At 53.6% G+C, this 18216-nt stretch carries 12 protein-coding genes; 3 read left to right on the top strand and 9 right to left on the bottom strand.

What is annotated here, in order from left to right:
* Positions 1-3 precede the first annotated feature (3 nt).
* From BQ7483_RS06620 to BQ7483_RS06605, 4 genes are all read right to left on the bottom strand, one after another.
* Positions 4-1332: a DUF4493 domain-containing protein gene (locus tag BQ7483_RS06620; protein WP_072545304.1), complete on the bottom strand. Its 1329-nt coding sequence runs from the start codon at positions 1330-1332 to the stop codon at positions 4-6.
* A gap of 23 nt (positions 1333-1355) precedes the next feature.
* Positions 1356-2141, bottom strand: coding sequence for a DUF4493 domain-containing protein (locus tag BQ7483_RS06615; RefSeq protein ID WP_083535667.1), 786 nt, complete (start codon positions 2139-2141; stop codon positions 1356-1358).
* Positions 2142-2547: 406 nt separating this feature from the next.
* The gene (locus BQ7483_RS06610; RefSeq protein ID WP_072545303.1) at positions 2548-5514 is read right to left on the bottom strand and encodes a PEP/pyruvate-binding domain-containing protein; all 2967 of its coding nucleotides are present in this window, start codon (positions 5512-5514) and stop codon (positions 2548-2550) included.
* A gap of 164 nt (positions 5515-5678) precedes the next feature.
* Positions 5679-7004 carry a zinc-dependent metalloproteinase lipoprotein gene (locus tag BQ7483_RS06605; RefSeq protein ID WP_072545302.1) on the bottom strand — a complete coding sequence of 442 codons (1326 nt, stop codon included), beginning with the start codon at positions 7002-7004 and terminating at the stop codon, positions 5679-5681.
* A gap of 275 nt (positions 7005-7279) precedes the next feature.
* Here BQ7483_RS06605 and gdhA point away from each other — a divergent pair, with 275 nt between their 5' ends.
* Both gdhA and BQ7483_RS06595 read left to right on the top strand, forming a co-directional pair.
* Positions 7280-8617 carry an NADP-specific glutamate dehydrogenase gene (gene gdhA, locus BQ7483_RS06600; protein WP_022020429.1) on the top strand — a complete coding sequence of 446 codons (1338 nt, stop codon included), beginning with the start codon at positions 7280-7282 and terminating at the stop codon, positions 8615-8617.
* A gap of 236 nt (positions 8618-8853) precedes the next feature.
* Positions 8854-10017 (top strand): M24 family metallopeptidase, encoded by a 1164-nt coding sequence (locus tag BQ7483_RS06595; protein WP_072545301.1) that lies wholly within the window; start codon positions 8854-8856, stop codon positions 10015-10017.
* Between the two features lie 366 nt (positions 10018-10383).
* Here the strand turns inward: BQ7483_RS06595 and BQ7483_RS06590 are convergent, their stop codons facing one another.
* From BQ7483_RS06590 to ruvA, 3 genes are all read right to left on the bottom strand, one after another.
* A complete protein-coding gene (locus BQ7483_RS06590) occupies positions 10384-11529 on the bottom strand; it encodes an acyltransferase family protein (RefSeq protein ID WP_072545300.1) in 1146 nt (381 codons plus the stop codon).
* Between the two features lie 63 nt (positions 11530-11592).
* Positions 11593-12579, bottom strand: a complete 987-nt coding sequence (locus BQ7483_RS06585; protein WP_072545299.1) for a DUF3843 family protein — start codon at positions 12577-12579, stop codon at positions 11593-11595.
* Between the two features lie 15 nt (positions 12580-12594).
* A complete protein-coding gene (gene ruvA / locus BQ7483_RS06580; protein ID WP_022020433.1) occupies positions 12595-13200 on the bottom strand; it encodes a Holliday junction branch migration protein RuvA in 606 nt (201 codons plus the stop codon).
* A 227-nt stretch (positions 13201-13427) separates the two neighbouring features.
* Here ruvA and BQ7483_RS06575 point away from each other — a divergent pair, with 227 nt between their 5' ends.
* The gene (locus BQ7483_RS06575; protein ID WP_022020434.1) at positions 13428-14327 is read left to right on the top strand and encodes a diaminopimelate dehydrogenase; all 900 of its coding nucleotides are present in this window, start codon (positions 13428-13430) and stop codon (positions 14325-14327) included.
* A 68-nt stretch (positions 14328-14395) separates the two neighbouring features.
* Here BQ7483_RS06575 and BQ7483_RS06570 read toward each other — a convergent pair whose 3' ends face one another.
* Together BQ7483_RS06570 and BQ7483_RS06565 are read right to left on the bottom strand one after the other, a co-directional pair.
* Positions 14396-16024: a DUF3857 domain-containing protein gene (locus BQ7483_RS06570; protein ID WP_072545298.1), complete on the bottom strand. Its 1629-nt coding sequence runs from the start codon at positions 16022-16024 to the stop codon at positions 14396-14398.
* Positions 16025-16063: 39 nt separating this feature from the next.
* Positions 16064-17986, bottom strand: coding sequence for a DUF3857 domain-containing protein (locus BQ7483_RS06565; RefSeq protein ID WP_072545462.1), 1923 nt, complete (start codon positions 17984-17986; stop codon positions 16064-16066).
* Positions 17987-18216 lie beyond the last annotated feature (230 nt).

Here is an 18216-nt window from a genome sequence, read left to right as displayed (position 1 = left end):
TTTTTATTTAACACTAACATTTAAAACACCTGATGTTGTTTCTCCATTCATATCTTCTACTATAATTTCAAATTTATGGGCAACTGTGCTTGTCGTTCCCAAACTACCTAATGCTTCAAAAAAATCTCCAACAGGGAAAGTGTAATTTATATCTTCTTTTGAGAGATTAGGAATATTAACTCCAGGCATTATCATACCTATTGTTGACCCTAACAGATTATTGCCTACAAGTTCCGCCCCGGTTAATAAATCCAACATTGCTTTTTCTGCATCAGTAGTTCCGGCATTAGGCAATAGACCTAATGCTTGTTCAAAAGCTGTGTTTCCTGGAGTTATTTTTACAATAACACTTTTTAATCCAGCAGAAGCATATATCTCAGCATCAGCTTTTAGTCTATTATCATCTGGTAAAATGTAATTGTTTTTGGGGAATGTAATAGTAGGTCCATCTCCTTCACTAGGTTCTGTTGTATCTCCACCTTCTCCTTCATCGCTGCCTTCTCCTTCTACCGGAATCTCTTCAGTAACTTCATCATCTGTGAAAGATATTTCCACTTTAACATTAATTGTAACTCCATTTGGATTGTCTGGTGTACTCGGTTCACCCGGTTCCATCGTAATGGTCAGTGCATCACTACCTGCCCAGAAATCGCTGTCTGCATCTTCGGGCTTGGTGATGGAACGGTCTTCCTCGATTTTGCTTCCGTCTTGCAGGTATGCTTCAATATGTACTTTAATTTCAGAAACATTATCCGCAATCAGCCAATATTTGGTCGTAGGGTTTAGGTCACTCTCATCATAGGTTAATATATTGCTTGATCCGTCTGAGATGGTGATATCCCATTCTTTAAAAATTGTGGCAAATGTTGTACCATAAATCAATTGAATTTTCGTGTTTTGCATAGTGCAAATAACAGCCGTTGTTTTCTCTGTCCCTTTGGTAATTTCCAAAGTTTCTTCTCCCTTGTAAAAAGGATAATCCATTTTGGGAGCAATAGTTCCGGGAGTATGTGCTTTGATGGTATACTTTCCTACTGGTAGTTCAATTTTTCCAGCAGCTTGCAGCTCTGTGTAGGAATCGAATTTCTTTTCGTAGGTACCTTCGCTATTGCTTATTTCTACTTCGAAGTTGTCTGCACTAACCGGTGAATTGTTATTTGTTCCTTCATCAGTTGCTGCTTTAGTCGCTTTATTTTGGACTGATACCGCTAAATTTAGATAGCCTGTATCACCTGAAATCTTGTTTTTATCAAAGATTTCATCTTTCATTTCACATGAAGTCAAACTGGCTGCTACCAGCAGGAAGAATGCTATTGTATGTTGAATTTTCATATCCTAATGCTCTTTTGTCGATTTTATTGATTTATCCAATCTGAGGGGATTATAATATCTTCTTCATGGTCATTTGTAGATTCGTCTATCTCAATGGAAATACCTATCTGCCCATTACTTACAGCCGGTACAACATTTATAATTAAATGTTTCAACGGACTTAGTTCATAAGATTTGTTGCCGATGTTGGCTTGTTTCCCTTGTTTATCTACCAAGTTATATACAGCAGAAATCTTTTCCTGATTTTCCACTTTCAAATAAATGGGATCTGTATCATTCTTGGCCCACGAAATATTCATATCTCCAAGTGCCTTTGTTTGGAAAGTAATGGAGTAGTCGTTGAAATAATCGGCCATTTTGCTGTCAAACTTTACAGTTACTTTTCCGCAAACAGGCTTACAGGTGACGGAAGCTGTCGTTTGGTCATTATTAATGTTGAAAGATGTTTGTCCTTCTACATACATGCTTTGTTTGGATGCTGCTTTATCTTCTCCATAAAAAGCTTTCAGATCGTATGCGCCGGCTGAGAGTTCAATCAATTCGGTTGGCATGTTCGAGTACTTCCATTCCATTCCGTCAACTACCTTACCGTCTTTTAGAATTTGTACTGTGTAGTTATTGAGATCTTCGTATTCTTTTTCATCCACTGCCTTGGTCTGGAACCCCAAATCCGTTTTTAAGACCAGTTTGACGTATCCTTTTCCTTCCGGAATTTGCAGCATTTCTTCCTCCGATGAGCAGGCGGTCAGCAGTCCTCCTCCGAGGGCACACAATAGCAGCTGTGCTACTAACTTTCTCATTGTATTCATATAACTTTTTTTTTAGTTCCGCTGTGGCTTTAATCATTTAGACTGTTGTCACAGTGAAAAAGAGGAAAGCCACATACTTGAAGATTACGGCAATTTCCTCTTGTTGACATTGATTAGGTAATAATATTTCTATAAAGTTGTATAATTTTCGCCGCAAAGTAACAACTTTTCTTGAAATGCTGCAAGTTCCTTTTTAAGGGAATTCAGTTCTTTTTTTAAGGAATTGGGTCGTGATAGAGGGAAAATAGCCCGTTTTATGTCTGTTTTTTAAGATTCAGGGCAAAAGGAGGAAGAAGTGAAAGGCTATTTTGAAGAGTCTGGTGGCCGGCGGAGCGACAGGCTTGGGCCCGTTACCATTGAAGGGAACAGCCGTTTCCATGTACAGGAAACGGCCGGCAGGAGAGCTTTATTCCGGCATCATCACCACTCCCTGCTTCTTCCTGCCGTCCATCTTGACGGTCATGGGACGGTCGAAACGGACGTGGCGCAGGTATTCCGTCTCATGCAGGGCAGGCTGGGCGTTGAGGTAGTCCTGGTTGTAGAGGCCGTCGTTCATGTAGGCGTTGATGGTGAAGTAGCCCACGCCGAACGATGTCAGGTTCTGGAAGAAGTGGGTGCCCTGGCTGGGGTCTACGCGGTAGTTGGTCAGGCCGGCTTCCACGATGACGCGGGCCGCACTGATGTGGGGCCACTTCACGGGAATGCCCAGCCACGTGTCGCTGCTGCCCCAGCGGCCGGGGCCCACCAGCACGTAGTTGCGTCCTTCGTCCAGGAACTGCTGGTTGAGCTTCTCGATCTCCCAGGCTATCTTCTGGTTGTTCGAGGCGCTGTAGTGGTCGGTCTTCACGTAGACGATGTCGTAGAGGTCGTTCATGATGCCTTGTCCCAGGGAGTTGTTGGAGCGCAGCAGCAGCCGGTCGTCGGGGATGGCACTGAGGTCTTCGTCGAGCACGGCGTTGTTGTCTACGATGGGGCGTATCTGCAGCAGGTAGAAGGTACCTGTCTTGTCCTTCTCGCGGCTCAGGGTGGTGGCAAACTCTATCTCTACGGGACGGCGCATCTCTTCCTGTCCGTACTTCAGGGCCAGTTGCAGGATGCGCGCCAGGGGGAAGACGTCGTGTTGCAGGATGTTGGCAAAGGTGATGACCTTGCGCCCTCCCGGATACAGGCCGTCGCGGATAATCTGGTCGTAGGGGTCGTAGGTCGAGGCGATGTAGTTGAGCGCACCGTCCTTCTCGGCTTCCTTGACGGGCAGCTTCAGCAGGTTGAAGCCGTCGTCGATAGAGAAGTCGTGGCCGGAGTTGCTCAGGTCGAGGGCGTAGAAGCGGGTCTGCGTCTCGCGCAGGGCTATCTCCATCTCGCTGGTCTGGAGCACTTTGGTGGGGTGGTAGGGCGAGAAGCGGAGCGTCAGGCCGCCGTCCACGATGTACTTGCCCAGTCCGAGAGCCAGGTTGACGATGCCTTCCTCGGCCTTCTCGTCGCCCAGGGGGTAGTAGTTGAGCGAGCGGGCCACGCCCGACATGCTGGGGTAGAAACGGGGACCGTACTGGTTGCCCACCACTTCCTGCAGGATGACGGCCATCTTCTCCTGGTCGATAACGTTGCTCGTGGCCTGCATGTAGGCCTTGGAGTCGCGGAAGTAGACCGAGGCATAGACGCCCTTGATGGCGTCGCTCAGCATGCGGAGCATTTCATACTTGTCGTCCAGGTAGGGAATCATGTACGTGTTGTAGATGCCGGCGAAAGGCTGGTAGTGCGAGTCTTCGAGCAGCGACGACGAGCGCACGGCGATGGGCGACTTCACCACGTCGAAGAAGGTGAAGAAGTCTTCGACCAGACGGTCGGGCAGCTTGGCCTTGAGGAAATAGCGCAGGATGGTGGAGTCGTCCACGTCCGACAGGGCCACCTGGTAGAGGTTGTTGGTCTCCATGAACTCGTCGAACACGTCGGTACAGAGCACCACGGTCTTGGGGATGGCGACGCGGGCGTTGTCGAACTCCTCGAACTCGGGGTGGCGCTTCACCAGGTTGTCGATGAAGGCCAGACCGCGCCCCTTGCCTCCCAGCGAACCTTCACCGATGCGGGCAAAGTTGGAGTAGCGGTCAAAGCGGTCGCGCTTGAAGACGGCCACCACGCCCTGGTTCTTCATCTTGCGGTACTTGACGATGGCTTCGAAGATGATCTGCCGGTGGGCATCCACGTCCTGCAGGGTGTTCCAGGTGATGGGCTTCAGGAACTCGGCGATGGGGAACATGGCGCGCGAGTAGAGCCAGCGGCTGATGTGGTTGCGGCTGATGTGGTAGAGGAACGACTCCGAGGGGACGGCAAACAGGATGTTCTGCAGTTCCTTGAGGTTCTTCACGCGGGCTATCTCTTCCATCGTTTCGGGGTTGCGGAAGATGAAGTCGCCGAAGCCGAAGTTGTCCGACACGATGCGGCGCAGATCCACGTCCATCTTCTTGGAGTTCTTGTCGATGAAGGCAGCCCCGTACTTGTTGGCATAGGTCATGTTCTCCGTTTCGGACGACTGGATGATGAGCGGTACGAAGGGGTCTTCCTTGCGGATGGCGGCGCAGAGGCGGATGCCGGCCATGCCGTCCTTCTCGCCGCGCTCGGTGCGGGGGAAGCGGACGTCGGTCACTACGCCCAGTATGTTGTTCTTGTACTTGGTGTAGATGGAAATGGCTTCGTCGTAGGTGCGGGCGAGTACGATTTTGGGACGTCCGCGCATGCGCAGGGTGCGCTGGTGGGCGTTCAGCGCCTCGGTACTGAATTCCTGACTCTGCTTCAGCACGAATTTGTAGAGGTTGGGCAGCAGGGACGAGTAGAAGCGGATGCTGTCCTCTACCAGCAGAATGGCCTGCACGCCCACTTCGTTGACGTCGTGTTCCAGGTTCATCTTGTCCTCGATCAGCTTGATGATGGATACCAGCAGGTCCGTGTTGCCCAGCCAGCAGAACACGTACTCGAAGGCGCTGAGGTCTTCGTTTGCGATGCGCTTGGTGATGCCGTGACTGAAGGGGGTGAGGATGACCATCGGAATGTGGGGCCATGCCGCCTTGATGGTGCGGGCCACGTCAAAGCCTTCGTTGTCGCCCGTGCCCGGCATGCAGATGATGAGGTCGTAGGTCATGTTCTTCAGCTGGGCCAGAGCCTCGTCGCAGGTGCTCACCTGCGTGAAGCGGGGCGGATAGCGCAGGGACAGCGAAGTGTATTCGTTGAATATCTTCTCGTCGATGCGTCCGTCGTCTTCCAGCATGAAGGCGTCGTAGGGGTTGGCTATCAGGAGTACGTTGAAGATACGGCGGGTCATCAGGTTGGCAAATTGCGTATCTTTCAGGTAAAGCAGATTGAGTTTCAGTTTGCTGAGCATGTTTTTCCAAAATTAGTAAGGCAAAAGTCGTGTTTTTTCTTGGGATATGCAAGTGGGGGAATAAAAAAGAATGCTTTGTCATCCCAGCTTAAAGCCGGGATGACAAAGCATTTTGCTGATGTGACTTTGTTTTGAGCCCCTCTTGCTGGCAGCTCGTTTCTGCATCAGTGCTTGTAGCACACCTTATATATAATAGGTATGTCGAGCACGCCTTGCGGGGCTACGCTGCGGGTACTTGCCGTCCGTTTGGGACCTGGAATCAGCGGGCTGTATTCCAGCACGTGACGCATGCGTTCCCTTTGGTTGGGCGTAAAGCGGTCTGCATAGCTGATCTCGTAATCCATCAGGTTGTAGGACGTAAAGGTCGTTCCTGTTTGGCAATTCTCCCGTTCAAAAGCCTCCATGGAGAAGTTTTTGTAATATTCCGCCAGCATCATCTGATAGGCATAGCGATTGTATGAAGGGGTATCTGGACAATAATCCGAATCAATGCATGCTGTTGAAAGACCCCCAGTCTCTTGGGCATTTTCATCTTCATCGAAAGCATGGTGCAGACCCAGATAGTGTCCCAATTCATGGGCCAGAGTTACATTGGCGTCCGCAGCATTGTAATATCCGGCAGGGGTATCCTGGTCAAAGTAGAGGCTGTTGATGGAGACACAGTGCGGATAGCCCAGGTTGGAGTTCTCCAGGCGGTCATATTTCACAGACTGAAGCCCTTCCAGATAGTTCGGACCCTCGACAGACAGCGGCAGGTGGGAAATGCCTAAGATTAGGCTACCATTCACTTCTGAAAAATTGTAAAGCATGACGTTGATGTACTTGTTCATATTCCAAAGCAGGTTCAGGATTTTGGAGCTGTTGCTTACCATGAAGTTTTCGCAGTCGATGGGCATTTCGTTCCAGGCGATGTATTCCACTCCCGGCGTTTCGAGCGGATTGCCGGCTTCGTCCGTTTCGGGCAGGTAGAAATCCAGGTTGATGTCCTGTCCGGCATCACCGCCTGCGGCGATGGTCTGTCCATCGTAGTATTGGTTCACTTTGGCTAATACCTGTTTGATGCGGTTGGCGGTAATGTACTGGTGCGGGTCGCTTTGGTCTTTATATAACACGTGGAAGATGACCGGAATTCGGTAGGTTAGCTCCTGTCCGGCAGGTACGGCCTTCTGCACGATGTCGATGTTGGTCTGGGTGCCGTTGCAGTTGATGACTACGGTGCCGGTACGGTCTTGGGAGATGTTGCCCATCACTTCTATTTGGATGGTGGCATTGCCGGTTCCCTTGCCGGGCGTTACGTTGCACCAGTCCTTGTTGAGGCTGGTGGCTGTCCATTCGCCGGAAGTATGGATGTCGAGTGAGAGGGTCTTTCCCTCGGGTGGAACGTCAGTGAAGCTGTCCTGCGACAGGGTGAAGGGAGATTCGTTGGTGCTGCAGCTTGCCAGAATCAGGCAAAGAAAAGCAGCCATCAGGTAAGTGAATTTCGTTTTCATGTCTTGATGAACTGGTTTAATGATTTAGGTTGGTTAAAGTCATAAATGCAAAGGTATGAATATTTTTTGGATTTTTAATACATAGGTCTCATTTTCTTTTGGGCGTATGGAACTTATTTGCTTGTGAAATGACATTTTATTATTATTTGCTTATTTTTTCGGTTGAAAGTTTAGGAGATTTGAAAAGAATGACTATATTTGCAGTGTTGTTAGCTGACATTTTGATTGGCTAACGCAAAGGAACCCATTTGATAAACCTTTTAAAGCGTAATATTATGAATATTGAACGTATCATGGCCTCTTTGGAGGCAAAACATCCCGGCGAATCTGAATATCTTCAAGCCGTCAAGGAAGTGCTTCTTTCCATCGAAGATATCTATAACCAGCATCCTGAATTCGAGAAGGCCAAGATTATCGAACGTCTGGTAGAACCCGACCGCATCTTTACGTTCCGCGTAACGTGGGTGGACGACAAGGGTGAAGTCCAGACAAATCTGGGCTATCGCGTGCAGTTCAACAACGCCATTGGCCCGTACAAAGGCGGTATCCGTTTCCATGCTTCCGTCAATCTGTCTATCCTGAAGTTCCTGGGATTTGAGCAGACCTTCAAGAATGCCCTGACTACGCTTCCGATGGGGGGCGGCAAGGGCGGTTCTGACTTCTCGCCGCGCGGCAAGAGCGACGCTGAAATCATGCGTTTCTGCCAAGCCTTCATTCTGGAATTGTGGCGCCACCTGGGTCCCGACATGGATGTGCCTGCCGGCGATATCGGCGTAGGCGGCCGCGAGGTTGGATATATGTTCGGTATGTACAAGAAGCTGACTCGTGAGTTTACGGGTACCTTTACCGGCAAGGGACTGGAGTTCGGCGGTTCGCTGATCCGTCCGGAGGCTACCGGTTTCGGCGGTCTGTATTTCGTGAACCAGATGCTGCAGACCAAGGGCATCGACATCAAGGGCAAGACGGTGGCCATCTCCGGCTTCGGCAACGTGGCATGGGGTGCCGCTACCAAGGCTACCCAGCTGGGCGCCAAGGTAGTGACCATTTCCGGTCCCGACGGCTACATCTACGATCCCGACGGTATCAGCGGCGAAAAGATTGACTATATGCTGGAACTCCGTGCATCGGGCAACGACATTGTTGCGCCTTATGCCGAGCAGTTCCCGGGGGCTACGTTTGTGGCCGGCAAACGTCCGTGGGAAGTGAAGGTGGACATCGCACTGCCTTGTGCTACCCAGAACGAGCTGAACGGCGATGATGCCCGTCAGCTGATTGCCAACAACGTGCTGTGCGTAGGCGAAATCTCGAACATGGGATGTACGCCCGAGGCCATCGACCTCTTCATCGAGCACAAGATGATGTACGCGCCGGGCAAGGCCGTCAACGCAGGCGGTGTGGCCACCAGCGGACTGGAAATGTCGCAGAACGCCATGCACCTCAGCTGGAGCGCTGCCGAAGTGGATCAGAAGCTGCATGCCATCATGCACGGCATCCACGAACAGTGCGTGAAGTATGGTACTGAGCCCGATGGCTACATCAACTACGTGAAAGGCGCAAACATCGCCGGTTTCATGAAGGTTGCCCACGCCATGATGGGACAAGGCATAATTTAAGAGAGAAACTTTGTTTAGTTGTATTTGTATTTGTGGTTTATGCTGCCCTTTGCCTGTGAAGGTACGGGGCAGCGTTTTTTTGTCCGTCAGGCAGATGAAGTGGCAGGACGTTACCTGTTTATGGGTATTTTGCAGCGATTTGTCCGAAAAGGCTTTAACTTAGTTTCCGATGTATAGGGCTTAATCTTTAAAATTATTACCTTTGCACATCGAAACCAATAAAAACAGTTAAGAATATGCTATTTCCGGAATTGAAACAAAGACGTGATAAAATACGCGTACTGATGGCACAACAGGGGATTGATGCCGCCCTCATTACTTGCAATGTCAACTTGATTTATACCTACGGACGGGTAGTCAGCGGCTATCTGTATCTGCCGTTGAACGATTTTGCCCGTTTGTTCGTGAAGCGTCCCAACACCATTGAAGGCGAACACATCATGCCCATCCGAAAGCCCGAACAGCTGCCGGAACTGATTCAGGCATGCGGCCTGCCGTTGCCGAAGAAGCTGATGCTCGAGGGAAGCGAGCTGTCCTTTAACGAATACAATCGCCTGGCGGCCTGTTTCCCCGAGGCGGAAGTGGTGCCTTGCGGTACGGATCTCATTCGCCAGGCACGCAGCACCAAGACGGAGATGGAGATTGAGTTCTTCCGTCGGTCGGGCGTGGCGCATGCAAAGGCTTACGCACAGATTCCGTCGGTCTACCGGCCCGGCATGACCGATCTCCAGCTTTCCGTTGAGGTGGAGCGGCTGATGCGCCTGGAGGGTTGTCTGGGTATCTTCCGGGTGTTCGGACAAAGCATGGAGATATTCATGGGAAGCCTGCTGGCAGGCGACAATGCGGCAGCTCCTTCGCCCTACGACTTCGCTTTGGGAGGTGCCGGACTCGACCCCACGCTGCCTGGCGGTGCCAACGGTTCGCTGATACAGCCCGGGCAGAGCATCATGGTCGATATGGGAGGTAATTTCTATGGTTACATGGGCGACATGAGCCGTGTATACTCCGTCGGCAAGCTGACGGATCAGGCTTATGCGGCCCATCAGACCTGCCTGGAGATACAGGAGGCCGTGGCAGCCATGGCCAAGCCGGGAGTCATCTGCGAGGACCTGTACAGCAAGGCCATCGAGCTGGTGACGAAAGCCGGTTTTGCCGACTATTTCATGGGAGTGGAGCAGAAGGCGAAGTTCATCGGTCATGGCATCGGACTGGAGATCAACGAGGCACCTGTCATCGCTCCCCGCATCCGTCAGGAACTGGAGCCGGGCATGGTCTTTGCCCTCGAGCCGAAAATCGTATTGCCGGGAGTCGGTCCGCTGGGTATCGAGAATTCCTGGGTAGTGACGACTGAAGGCCTGGAAAAACTGACGCTTGCTCCCGAAGAAATCATCGAGCTTTAACGGGCAGTTGTTTGGGAATGTCATGCAGTGCTTCGTGAACTGCTGACGAAGTGCTTTGTTACCCCCTCATGCAGTGCTTCGTCAAAGTGTAAGGAAGCACTGCATGAGGGGGGAACGAAGCACTTGATGATAGTGTTCCTTTGCACCATTTTACTTTGAATATTATAACTTGTCACCCTACTTGGTTGATTGTTAATGATTTATTGCGTCAAGTGAAAGGCGTGTTTATAAACTTTCTGTAACTGATTAAATAAATAGGCTGCCTTTAAAGGCAGCCTATTTATTTAATTGTCCGCGTAAAGTTTACCCGAGACTTTACGCGTCACCGTAAAGTATATATAATCAGATAGTTACTGCGTCAAGTTTTTAAACTTGCCTTTTGCTCAACCACCGGCGTACAGGCTCGTCGTAAAGTTTCAGGCAGAGCCAGGCCAGCAGGATGCTGCCGGCATAGACCGTGAGGGCCGTGGGCCACACTTCGCGGAATGTATAGTATTTGTGCTCGATCAGCCAGGAGTAGAACAGGTACATCACGGGGTAGTGGACGGCATAGAGCGGATAGGAGATGTCGCCTGCAAACCGGCATATCCGGGTGGAGTGCTTGTCCGTAGTCTTTCCGGAGGCAGCCAGCCACACCAGCACGGGGAATACGAGGAAGATGCAGAATACTTCGTACAGACCGTTCAGGCAGATGCCTTCTTTACCTTCTATATAAGGAACGCAGAACAGAACGAGCAATACGGCTGTGCAAATCCAGAAGGCCCCTTTGATTTTGACGGGCTTGAAGTGGCGCGACAGCAGCATGCCCAGTGTGAAGGGGAAGAGCATGCGCAGCAGTCCGCCCACGAAGTTGGCACCGTCCAGCGTCCAGCCTACACCGATCATGCCGTAGCCCACTACGTCGAACAGGGCGAACCACGCCAGCCCCAGTCCCGACAGGACGGTCAGCAGGCCCAGCATCTTGTTGCTCAGGCGGTGGATGAAGAGTGCATAGAGGATGTTGCCGATGTATTCGAAGAAGAGCGACCAGCTCGGCCCGTTCAGTGGAAACATTTCACCGTTGCCTCGTATGTCATAGCAGGCACCTGGGGCGGCCGGAATGAAGAACAGGGCACAGAGCAGGGCAAGCATCACCAGCGAAAGGCTCACGTGGGTGCCGTCCCATTGCACCGAACCTTGCAGCAGGTAGAACACCACACCCAGTACGGCTCCCATCACAATCATCGGATGGAGGCGAATCAGCCGCCGCTTGAAGAAGTTGCCCAGACTCATGCTTTTGCCCAGTCGGTCGTCGTAGGCGTAGCCGATGACGAAACCGGACAGGATGAAAAAGAAGTCTACGGCCAGGTAACCGTGGTTGATAACGGTAATGAGGGTGCCCCCGGCAGCAAAGGACAAGCCTTCGAAGATGTGGTAGAACACCACCAGCAGGGCGGCTACGCCACGCAGGCCGTCGAGCAGTTCATAATGGGGTTTGGTGTCGCTGAAGGCGGCAGAAGAAATGTTTCTCATGGATGGTATCATGTTATTTTCTGTGTTAATCCGAGCAATTTGCAATAATGAGCCCTGACTTGATTAGTCCCCTTCGTAATATTCTTCCAGAAAGTAGCGGGCGATGAAGTCCCAGTGCCGTTGCAGCACTTCCCGACCTCCGGCAAAGGGCAGGGCGGCATCGGGCAGGAGGCCGTGCTGCATGCCATACTTCAGCAGGTCGAAGGGACAGCGGCCGGGCAGGCAGAACAGTTCGTAAGCCTCGGCGGCGGCCGTTGGGGCATCGTAGGCGGGGTTGCGGGAGTCGCAGAAGCAGGAGGCTACGCCCGGGGCGAGCAGCATGCCTTTGGCGTTGGCGTAAATCACGAAGTCCTTTTCGTCCTTCAGGTCGGCCAGTACACCTCCGGGATGGTCTTCCCATTCCAGTGTGCCGGTGAGGAAGGCATGCAGGTCTCCGTAAGTGGCGAAGTAGAGCAGAGGATGTCCGTGGCTGTAGGCCAGGCAGCGTTCCACGTCTTTCGTCAGGCGGGAGTCGGGTGTCACTTCGGGCAGGGGAGTGGTGACCGTGTCCAGCAGACCGAGGTCCATGACCCACGTCTCGGTCGAGGGAATTTCGTTGATGGGGGCTTCCTCGAAGAGGCTGTCCATCCGGTCGTAGAGTTGCCCGGCCAGCGTCATCAGGAATGCTTCGTGGGGAGGCAGGAAGTGGAAGGAGGGATGCAGGCCCGACAGGTTTTTCCACAAGAGGAAGCAGACATCGTCCCGGTTGATTTCGTCGTCGATGTAGTCGTTGCAGGCATAGAAGGGAAGCGGTTGCCCGTACAGCATGCGGTAGCGGGCGGTGAAAGCCTTCCATCCGCCTGCCTGGGCGATGGCATCCTGAAAGTAGAGGGCCGTGTCCAGGGCTGTTTGGGCAGCCTTGCCTGCGGCGTGGTCTTGAAACAGGGGCGAGGCGGCCACGAGGGGCAGCACTTCGTTGGCGAAGTTTAGGTACCAGGTGTCGCCGGGCAGCGCCCGTTTGCGTCCGTTGGCTTCCAGCCATCGTTTCATATAGATAGGAGTCGTTTTCATGGATGGGAATCTGTTTTAAAGTCTTTTTAAGGCCAGCTTGATGACCTGCTCCACCGGGGCGTCGGGTGTTTCCTTCAGGATGGCCAGCACCACTTTCTGTGAGGCGGCCTGGGCAAAGCCCAGCATGGTGAGGGCGGCTACGGCTTCGTCCATCACCTCGCTGCTGGTAGCGGCTTGGAGCGGAAGGCCCGGTTCGCTGCCCATGGCAGCCGCCACGGCTCCCGTCTTGATTTTGTCCTTCAGGTCCACGATGATGCGCTGGGCTGTCTTCAGACCGATGCCTTTCACCGTCTTCAGCAGGCTGGCGTTCTCCGTACTGATGATGTTGATAAGTTCGGCGGAGGACAGGGCCGAGAGTATCGTGCGGGCGGTGTTTCCACCGATGCCCGACACGGAGATGAGCAGCAGGAAGAGTTCGCGCTCCTGCTTGTCGGCAAAGCCGTAGAGCTGGTAGGCGTCTTCGCGGACGGCTTCGTAGATGTAGAGCTTGCAGGACTTCTTGCCCTGGATGGCCGAATAGGTGTTGAGCGAGATGCTGGCCAGGTAGCCCACACCGTTGCAGTCGATGACGGCGGCTGCCGGACTGAGTTCGGCCAGTTCGCCCCGGAGGTATTCTATCATAAGTTTTCAGTTCTTTATTGGGATGCGGTAGTAATGGTTAATGGTCAATGGCAGATGGAGTGAAACCCATGTCCGGTGCAAATGTACGAAATATCCTCCGTCTATAAAATAGCTTAATAAAGAAAAAAGGAAATGGAAGATTGTGTGGGTTTATGCCGAAATTCAATGAAAAATGTGTATTTTTGTGCCCGCTAAATAGATAACTGATAACTAAAATCAATAAAAGTATGAAAAAAGTAAGAGCTGCCATCGTTGGTTATGGCAATATCGGGCACTATGTGCTCCAGGCTTTACAGGCTGCGCCTGATTTCGAGATTGCCGGTGTCGTACGCCGCGCAGGAGCCGAGAACCGTCCGGCTGAACTGAACGACTACCCTGTAGTGAAGGACATCAAGGAGCTGGAAGGTGTGGACGTGGCCATCCTCTGTACGCCCACCCGCAGCGTGGAGAAGTATGCCAAGGAGATTTTGGCCTTGGGTATCCACACGGTAGACAGTTTTGACATCCATACCGGCATTGCCGACCTGCGCCGCACGCTGGACGCCGAGGCAAAGGCTCACAACACGGTGTCCATCATTTCCGCCGGCTGGGATCCGGGAAGTGACTCCGTAGTACGCACTTTGCTGGAGGCCATTGCCCCGAAAGGCATCACCTATACCAACTTCGGTCCGGGCATGAGCATGGGCCACACCGTAGCCGTCAAGGCTGTGGAAGGTGTCAAGGCTGCCCTCTCCATGACTATCCCCACCGGTACGGGCATCCATCGCCGTATGGTGTACATCGAACTGAAGGATGGCTACGACTTCGACAAGGTGGCTGCCGCCATCAAGGCCGATCCCTACTTCGTGAACGATGAGACACACGTGAAACTCGTGCCCAGCGTAGATGCACTGCTTGACATGGGTCACGGTGTGAACCTCACCCGTAAGGGCGTTTCGGGAAAGACGCAGAATCAGCTGTTCGAGTTCAACATGCGTATCAACAATCCGGCCCTGACGGCTCAGGTATTGGTATGCGTGGCACGTGCTTCGATGCGCCAGCAGCCGGGCTGCTACACGATGATTGAAATCCCTGTCATCGACCTGCTGCCGGGCGACCGCGAGGAATGGATCTCCCACTTGGTATAATCATACCTATATATCTGATAACAGCGAGGGCGCGTCCTGACTGGACGCGCCCTCGTTTTGTCTGGTCCTTATCTCGCCGGCTTCAGCAGCAGGGTGTGGTTGTTCGTGTCGCGCCATTCGGCCATCAGGGCATAGAAGTCGCCGTAGGTTTGGGGCGTAAGCCGTTGTTGCGTGATGCTGAGGCTGCGGGTCACGGTCACACCGTCTGCGCTGGGGCGGTAGGTGAACGACACCTTGCCGCACCGGTTAGTCAGTACCTTGTCGGCTTTCGGACTCCAGGCGGTACCTTCGGGCAGCTTCACCAGCGTTTCGCAGGTCACTTCCAGCGTCTGCGGGAGCAGAATGTTCTCACGGATGCCGGTGTTGGCGGCATAGGCGTAGAGCGGCAGGGCGGTTGATACCGGCTTCAGACTGACAACCTTCCATCCGTCGGGTAGCGTCTGCGAGTTGTCTGTGTTTACCTCCAGTCTGTCTTTCTGAATATCCTGGGCATTGCCAAGAGGCAGTTCCAGGGGTTGTGCCTGGAGGTCGGTTACCGTCATGTAGCCTTGTAGCCGGGCTTCCTCCTTATCTTGTAGCGTTACGCCTTTTGGGGTGACATCTGATATAGCCACGACCGATACGATGGTTCCCAGTCCACAGTTGTCTGCTTCCGAAGGACGGAGGGCACAGACGGCCACTTCGGCCTTCAGTCCGGCTGCCTGCTGCAGGGTAGCATCCAGATTGATCAGCTCAGCCTGTGTGCCGTAGGCGCTGCGGATGACTTCCGAGGCCGGACGCAGGCGGTAGCCCGCTTCACTGAGCGACACCTTGCACTGGCCGGAGCGGTACAGCCTGTCCATGTAGGTGGCAATGGCGCTTTGCAGGTCGGTGCTGTCCTTTTGCGCTTCTTGCTTCAGCTCAGCCAGCTTGGCATCGATGACGGTACGGTCGCCTGCGACAAACTGACGGGCGAGCGACTTCAGTGCGTCGGCATGGCTTGTCCAGGTAGAGGCCACGATAACAGGCATCATGCCGGAGGCCACCTGCTGTACCATGCCCAGACTGCCGCGCAGCGAGGGATAGGAGTAGGGGCGCGGCTCTACGTTTTTCAGGCTCCACGTCAGTATCTTCATGCCGTCCTGATGCGTTTCTGCCGGACGGATGGAGGCGTTCAGCAATTCGTAGTGAAGGGTCTTGCCTTCGGGCACCTCGATGCGACAAGTGAATTCGTCGATGGGTGACAGCTCTTTGATCGGACAACAGATGTCCAGTTCAGTCAAGTAACCTGCCTGACTCTTGATGGAGTAGTCCAAGCAGATGGTGGCACCCAGTTCCAGGCCGGTATGTACGACGACCATCTCTTTCAGTTGGTTGTAGGCCGGAGCGTTGGCGGCGGCTGAGGGCAGCACCTCGACAAAGGCGTTGGCGGGCGTACGGACGATGGTACCGTCCTTCTGTCGTGTATATGAATCGTGTATCTCCAATTGCTGGTATTGCGGATCGTAGACGATGAACGTTTCGCCGTAGAGGCTGTTCATGGCGGCGTGGGTGTAGAGGGTCAGTTCTTTCTGCACGCGGAGTTCCTGACTGCCGTCGGCATGCAGGGTATAGGTCTTCGACAACTTGCCGAAGCGTGCCTCGGGAGCAGCCTGCGCGGTGAGGGCCGTGGACAGGAGCAAGGCAAGTACACCTATATAGAGTTGGATTGTTTTCATTCTTCTTCAGTTCTGTTTTGAGTGTTCGACGAATCGGTTTTATTTCTTTACGACGAGGTACTGGCCGTAGCTCTTGGCGGTATTCACAGCCTGGCGGAAGCTGTCCCAGTCTTCAGCCTCATAGACGCGCTTCTTCAGGGCGAGGCGGGTCTTTACTGTCAGCCGGTTGCCTTCCTGGGCGATGGAACCGTCGAAGTCGGCTGCCTGTCCGCTGAGATTGTCATGGCGGGGCTGGCCTGCCAGCTGGTAGCCCGAGGGCAGACGAAGCGTTTCGTCCAGTTCCACCAGGCGCGAACAGCCGTCCTTGAAGCCATACTGTCGAGTCTCCAGGCTGGTGTCGATGCGCAGGTAGGACATCACTTGCGTATAGAGGTTGTTCAGCACGAAGGGCTTGAAGACCATCTCGCCTCCGTCGCCTGCCAGGGCATAGCCGGGTATCTCGTAGCGGAAGGTGATGCGGATGGGTGCCTTCTGATAGTCTTTCGGGTTACGGCCGTAGTCCACGCTGAGGAGGCGAGCCTTGGGCGAAACGTTCAGCAGTTGTCGTTCCATGGTGTTCTGCCATTCGGTCTGGAAGCCGGTGGTGAAGATGCGGCGGATGTTGCTGTCGCTCTGTCCTTCGGCTTCGATGGTGAAGCTGCCTCGCAGAGTGCCGTTGTCGGCAAGTCGGTTGTCGGCGTGGATGCGGACGTAGTGGTTCTCGGGAGCGGAAACGGGTGTCAGGCAGAGGTCGGTGCCTTCGGGCGTGCCGGGCAGGTAGTTCTGCTGCTGTTCGGCGCTGCTCCACAGCTCGCGGCAGAAGGGCACCCACGTGGGGTCGAGGGGCATCAGCGTGCCGTCCTGCAGGCGTACCACGGCCACGCAGTGGTTGAAGTGGTCGGCGGGGATGGTTTCTACGCGGCTGCCTGCCATCGTCATGGCCGGATAGGCTTCGAAGCCTGCCATGCGCAGGAAGGCGATGAGTGTGCCGGCAATGTCCTTGCACACGCCGCAGCGGTCGGTATAGTTCATCTTCAGGTTGTGCAGGGTGAAGCCTTCGCCCTTGCCCATGGTGATGCCGGCATAGCGGATGTTGTCGGCCACCCAGTGGGTCAGCACGGCTATCTTTTCCATATCAGTCTTCTTGCCGCGTATCAGTTCGTCCACCTTGCGCTGGGCTTCGGGGATAGCGGTGAAGCTGCCATAGTCTTCGTTGACGCCGTAGAACCAGCGCGACTTGTCACGCCAGTCGGCAGTGGTGGACATCATCAGCTTGGGAGCGGCGTCGTAGAAGTCCACCATGTTCGGTTCGCGCCGGAAAGGCATCAGGCCGTCCGAGGCGAAGGTATAGACCTTTCGTCCGTCCTCGTAGCGCAGGGACGACGTGCAGCTGCCCTGATAGAACTGGAACTGCATGTCCTTGTCGCCGGGCAGGCTGACGCGATAGACCTTGCGCACCGTCGGGTCGCCGCTCCAGAAAGGCACGATGTCGTAGAACTGGCCGCGCATGGGCGGGATGAAGCGTGAATCGTCATCCTCCTGCGGCATGTCGGCCAGCAGGGCGTAGGTGAATCCCTTCTTGTCTATCTCGTAGTCGATGACGTCGCCGGGCTTCAGCTGTCCCAACTCAATCATAATCTGACGGGCGCCCCAGTAGATGGCACGGGCGGGTGCGGCATAGTCCAGGGTTTTCGATACGTCCACCTCGGTCTTCGTGCCGTCGGCATGGTGGACGGTCACCCGACGGAAGCGGGCGGCAGCCGTCAGCGGGTCGTAGTCGTACTTCAGCACACGCTGGCGCAGGGCGCCGGCAGGTGTCTGCACCTTGACGGCGCGGCACACGGCGAACGAACCTTGTCCGCTGGGTTGTACCGTGACGCTGGTGCTGTCCAGCAGGTTGACACAATCGTGTCGGGCGTAAGCCTCGTCCTGCAAGGCCGTCCGTTCATAGGCCTTCCACGACTGGGCCTGCAGGGCCGTCATTCCGCACAGCAGGGCGGCGGCCAGTGTAGCAGTTGTCTTTTTCATATCGTTTGTTTTTGGTAGGACAATTTTTTGCATTTTCTCTGTTGCCTTATCAGCGTGCTAAAGTATAATTTTTATATGGAATATGCAAAAAAAGTACAAGCGACATAGACGAGTACGTTCACTGACTCAATCAGTCCGTACAAGCCCGTGTCGCTTGTAGTTTCATAGAAAATTCTCCGTGTATC

This window comes from Mediterranea massiliensis (genome assembly GCF_900128475.1).
GTDB classification, from domain to species: Bacteria; Bacteroidota; Bacteroidia; order Bacteroidales; family Bacteroidaceae; genus Bacteroides; species Bacteroides massiliensis_E.
This window is presented reverse-complemented; position numbering and strand designations above follow the sequence as displayed.

Excerpts from the sequence above, each read along its gene's own strand:
- BQ7483_RS06620 (WP_072545304.1), bottom strand. The coding sequence starts at position 1,332 with ATGAAAATTCAACATACAATAGCATTCTTCCTGCTGGTAGCAGCCAGT.
- BQ7483_RS06615 (WP_083535667.1), bottom strand. The coding sequence starts at position 2,141 with ATGAATACAATGAGAAAGTTAGTAGCACAGCTGCTATTGTGTGCCCTC.
- BQ7483_RS06610 (WP_072545303.1), bottom strand. The coding sequence starts at position 5,514 with ATGCTCAGCAAACTGAAACTCAATCTGCTTTACCTGAAAGATACGCAA.
- BQ7483_RS06605 (WP_072545302.1), bottom strand. The coding sequence starts at position 7,004 with ATGAAAACGAAATTCACTTACCTGATGGCTGCTTTTCTTTGCCTGATT.
- gdhA (WP_022020429.1), top strand. The coding sequence starts at position 7,280 with ATGAATATTGAACGTATCATGGCCTCTTTGGAGGCAAAACATCCCGGC.
- BQ7483_RS06595 (WP_072545301.1), top strand. The coding sequence starts at position 8,854 with ATGCTATTTCCGGAATTGAAACAAAGACGTGATAAAATACGCGTACTG.
- BQ7483_RS06590 (WP_072545300.1), bottom strand. The coding sequence starts at position 11,529 with ATGAGAAACATTTCTTCTGCCGCCTTCAGCGACACCAAACCCCATTAT.
- BQ7483_RS06585 (WP_072545299.1), bottom strand. The coding sequence starts at position 12,579 with ATGAAAACGACTCCTATCTATATGAAACGATGGCTGGAAGCCAACGGA.
- ruvA (WP_022020433.1), bottom strand. The coding sequence starts at position 13,200 with ATGATAGAATACCTCCGGGGCGAACTGGCCGAACTCAGTCCGGCAGCC.
- BQ7483_RS06575 (WP_022020434.1), top strand. The coding sequence starts at position 13,428 with ATGAAAAAAGTAAGAGCTGCCATCGTTGGTTATGGCAATATCGGGCAC.
- BQ7483_RS06570 (WP_072545298.1), bottom strand. The coding sequence starts at position 16,024 with ATGAAAACAATCCAACTCTATATAGGTGTACTTGCCTTGCTCCTGTCC.
- BQ7483_RS06565 (WP_072545462.1), bottom strand. The coding sequence starts at position 17,986 with ATGACGGCCCTGCAGGCCCAGTCGTGGAAGGCCTATGAACGGACGGCC.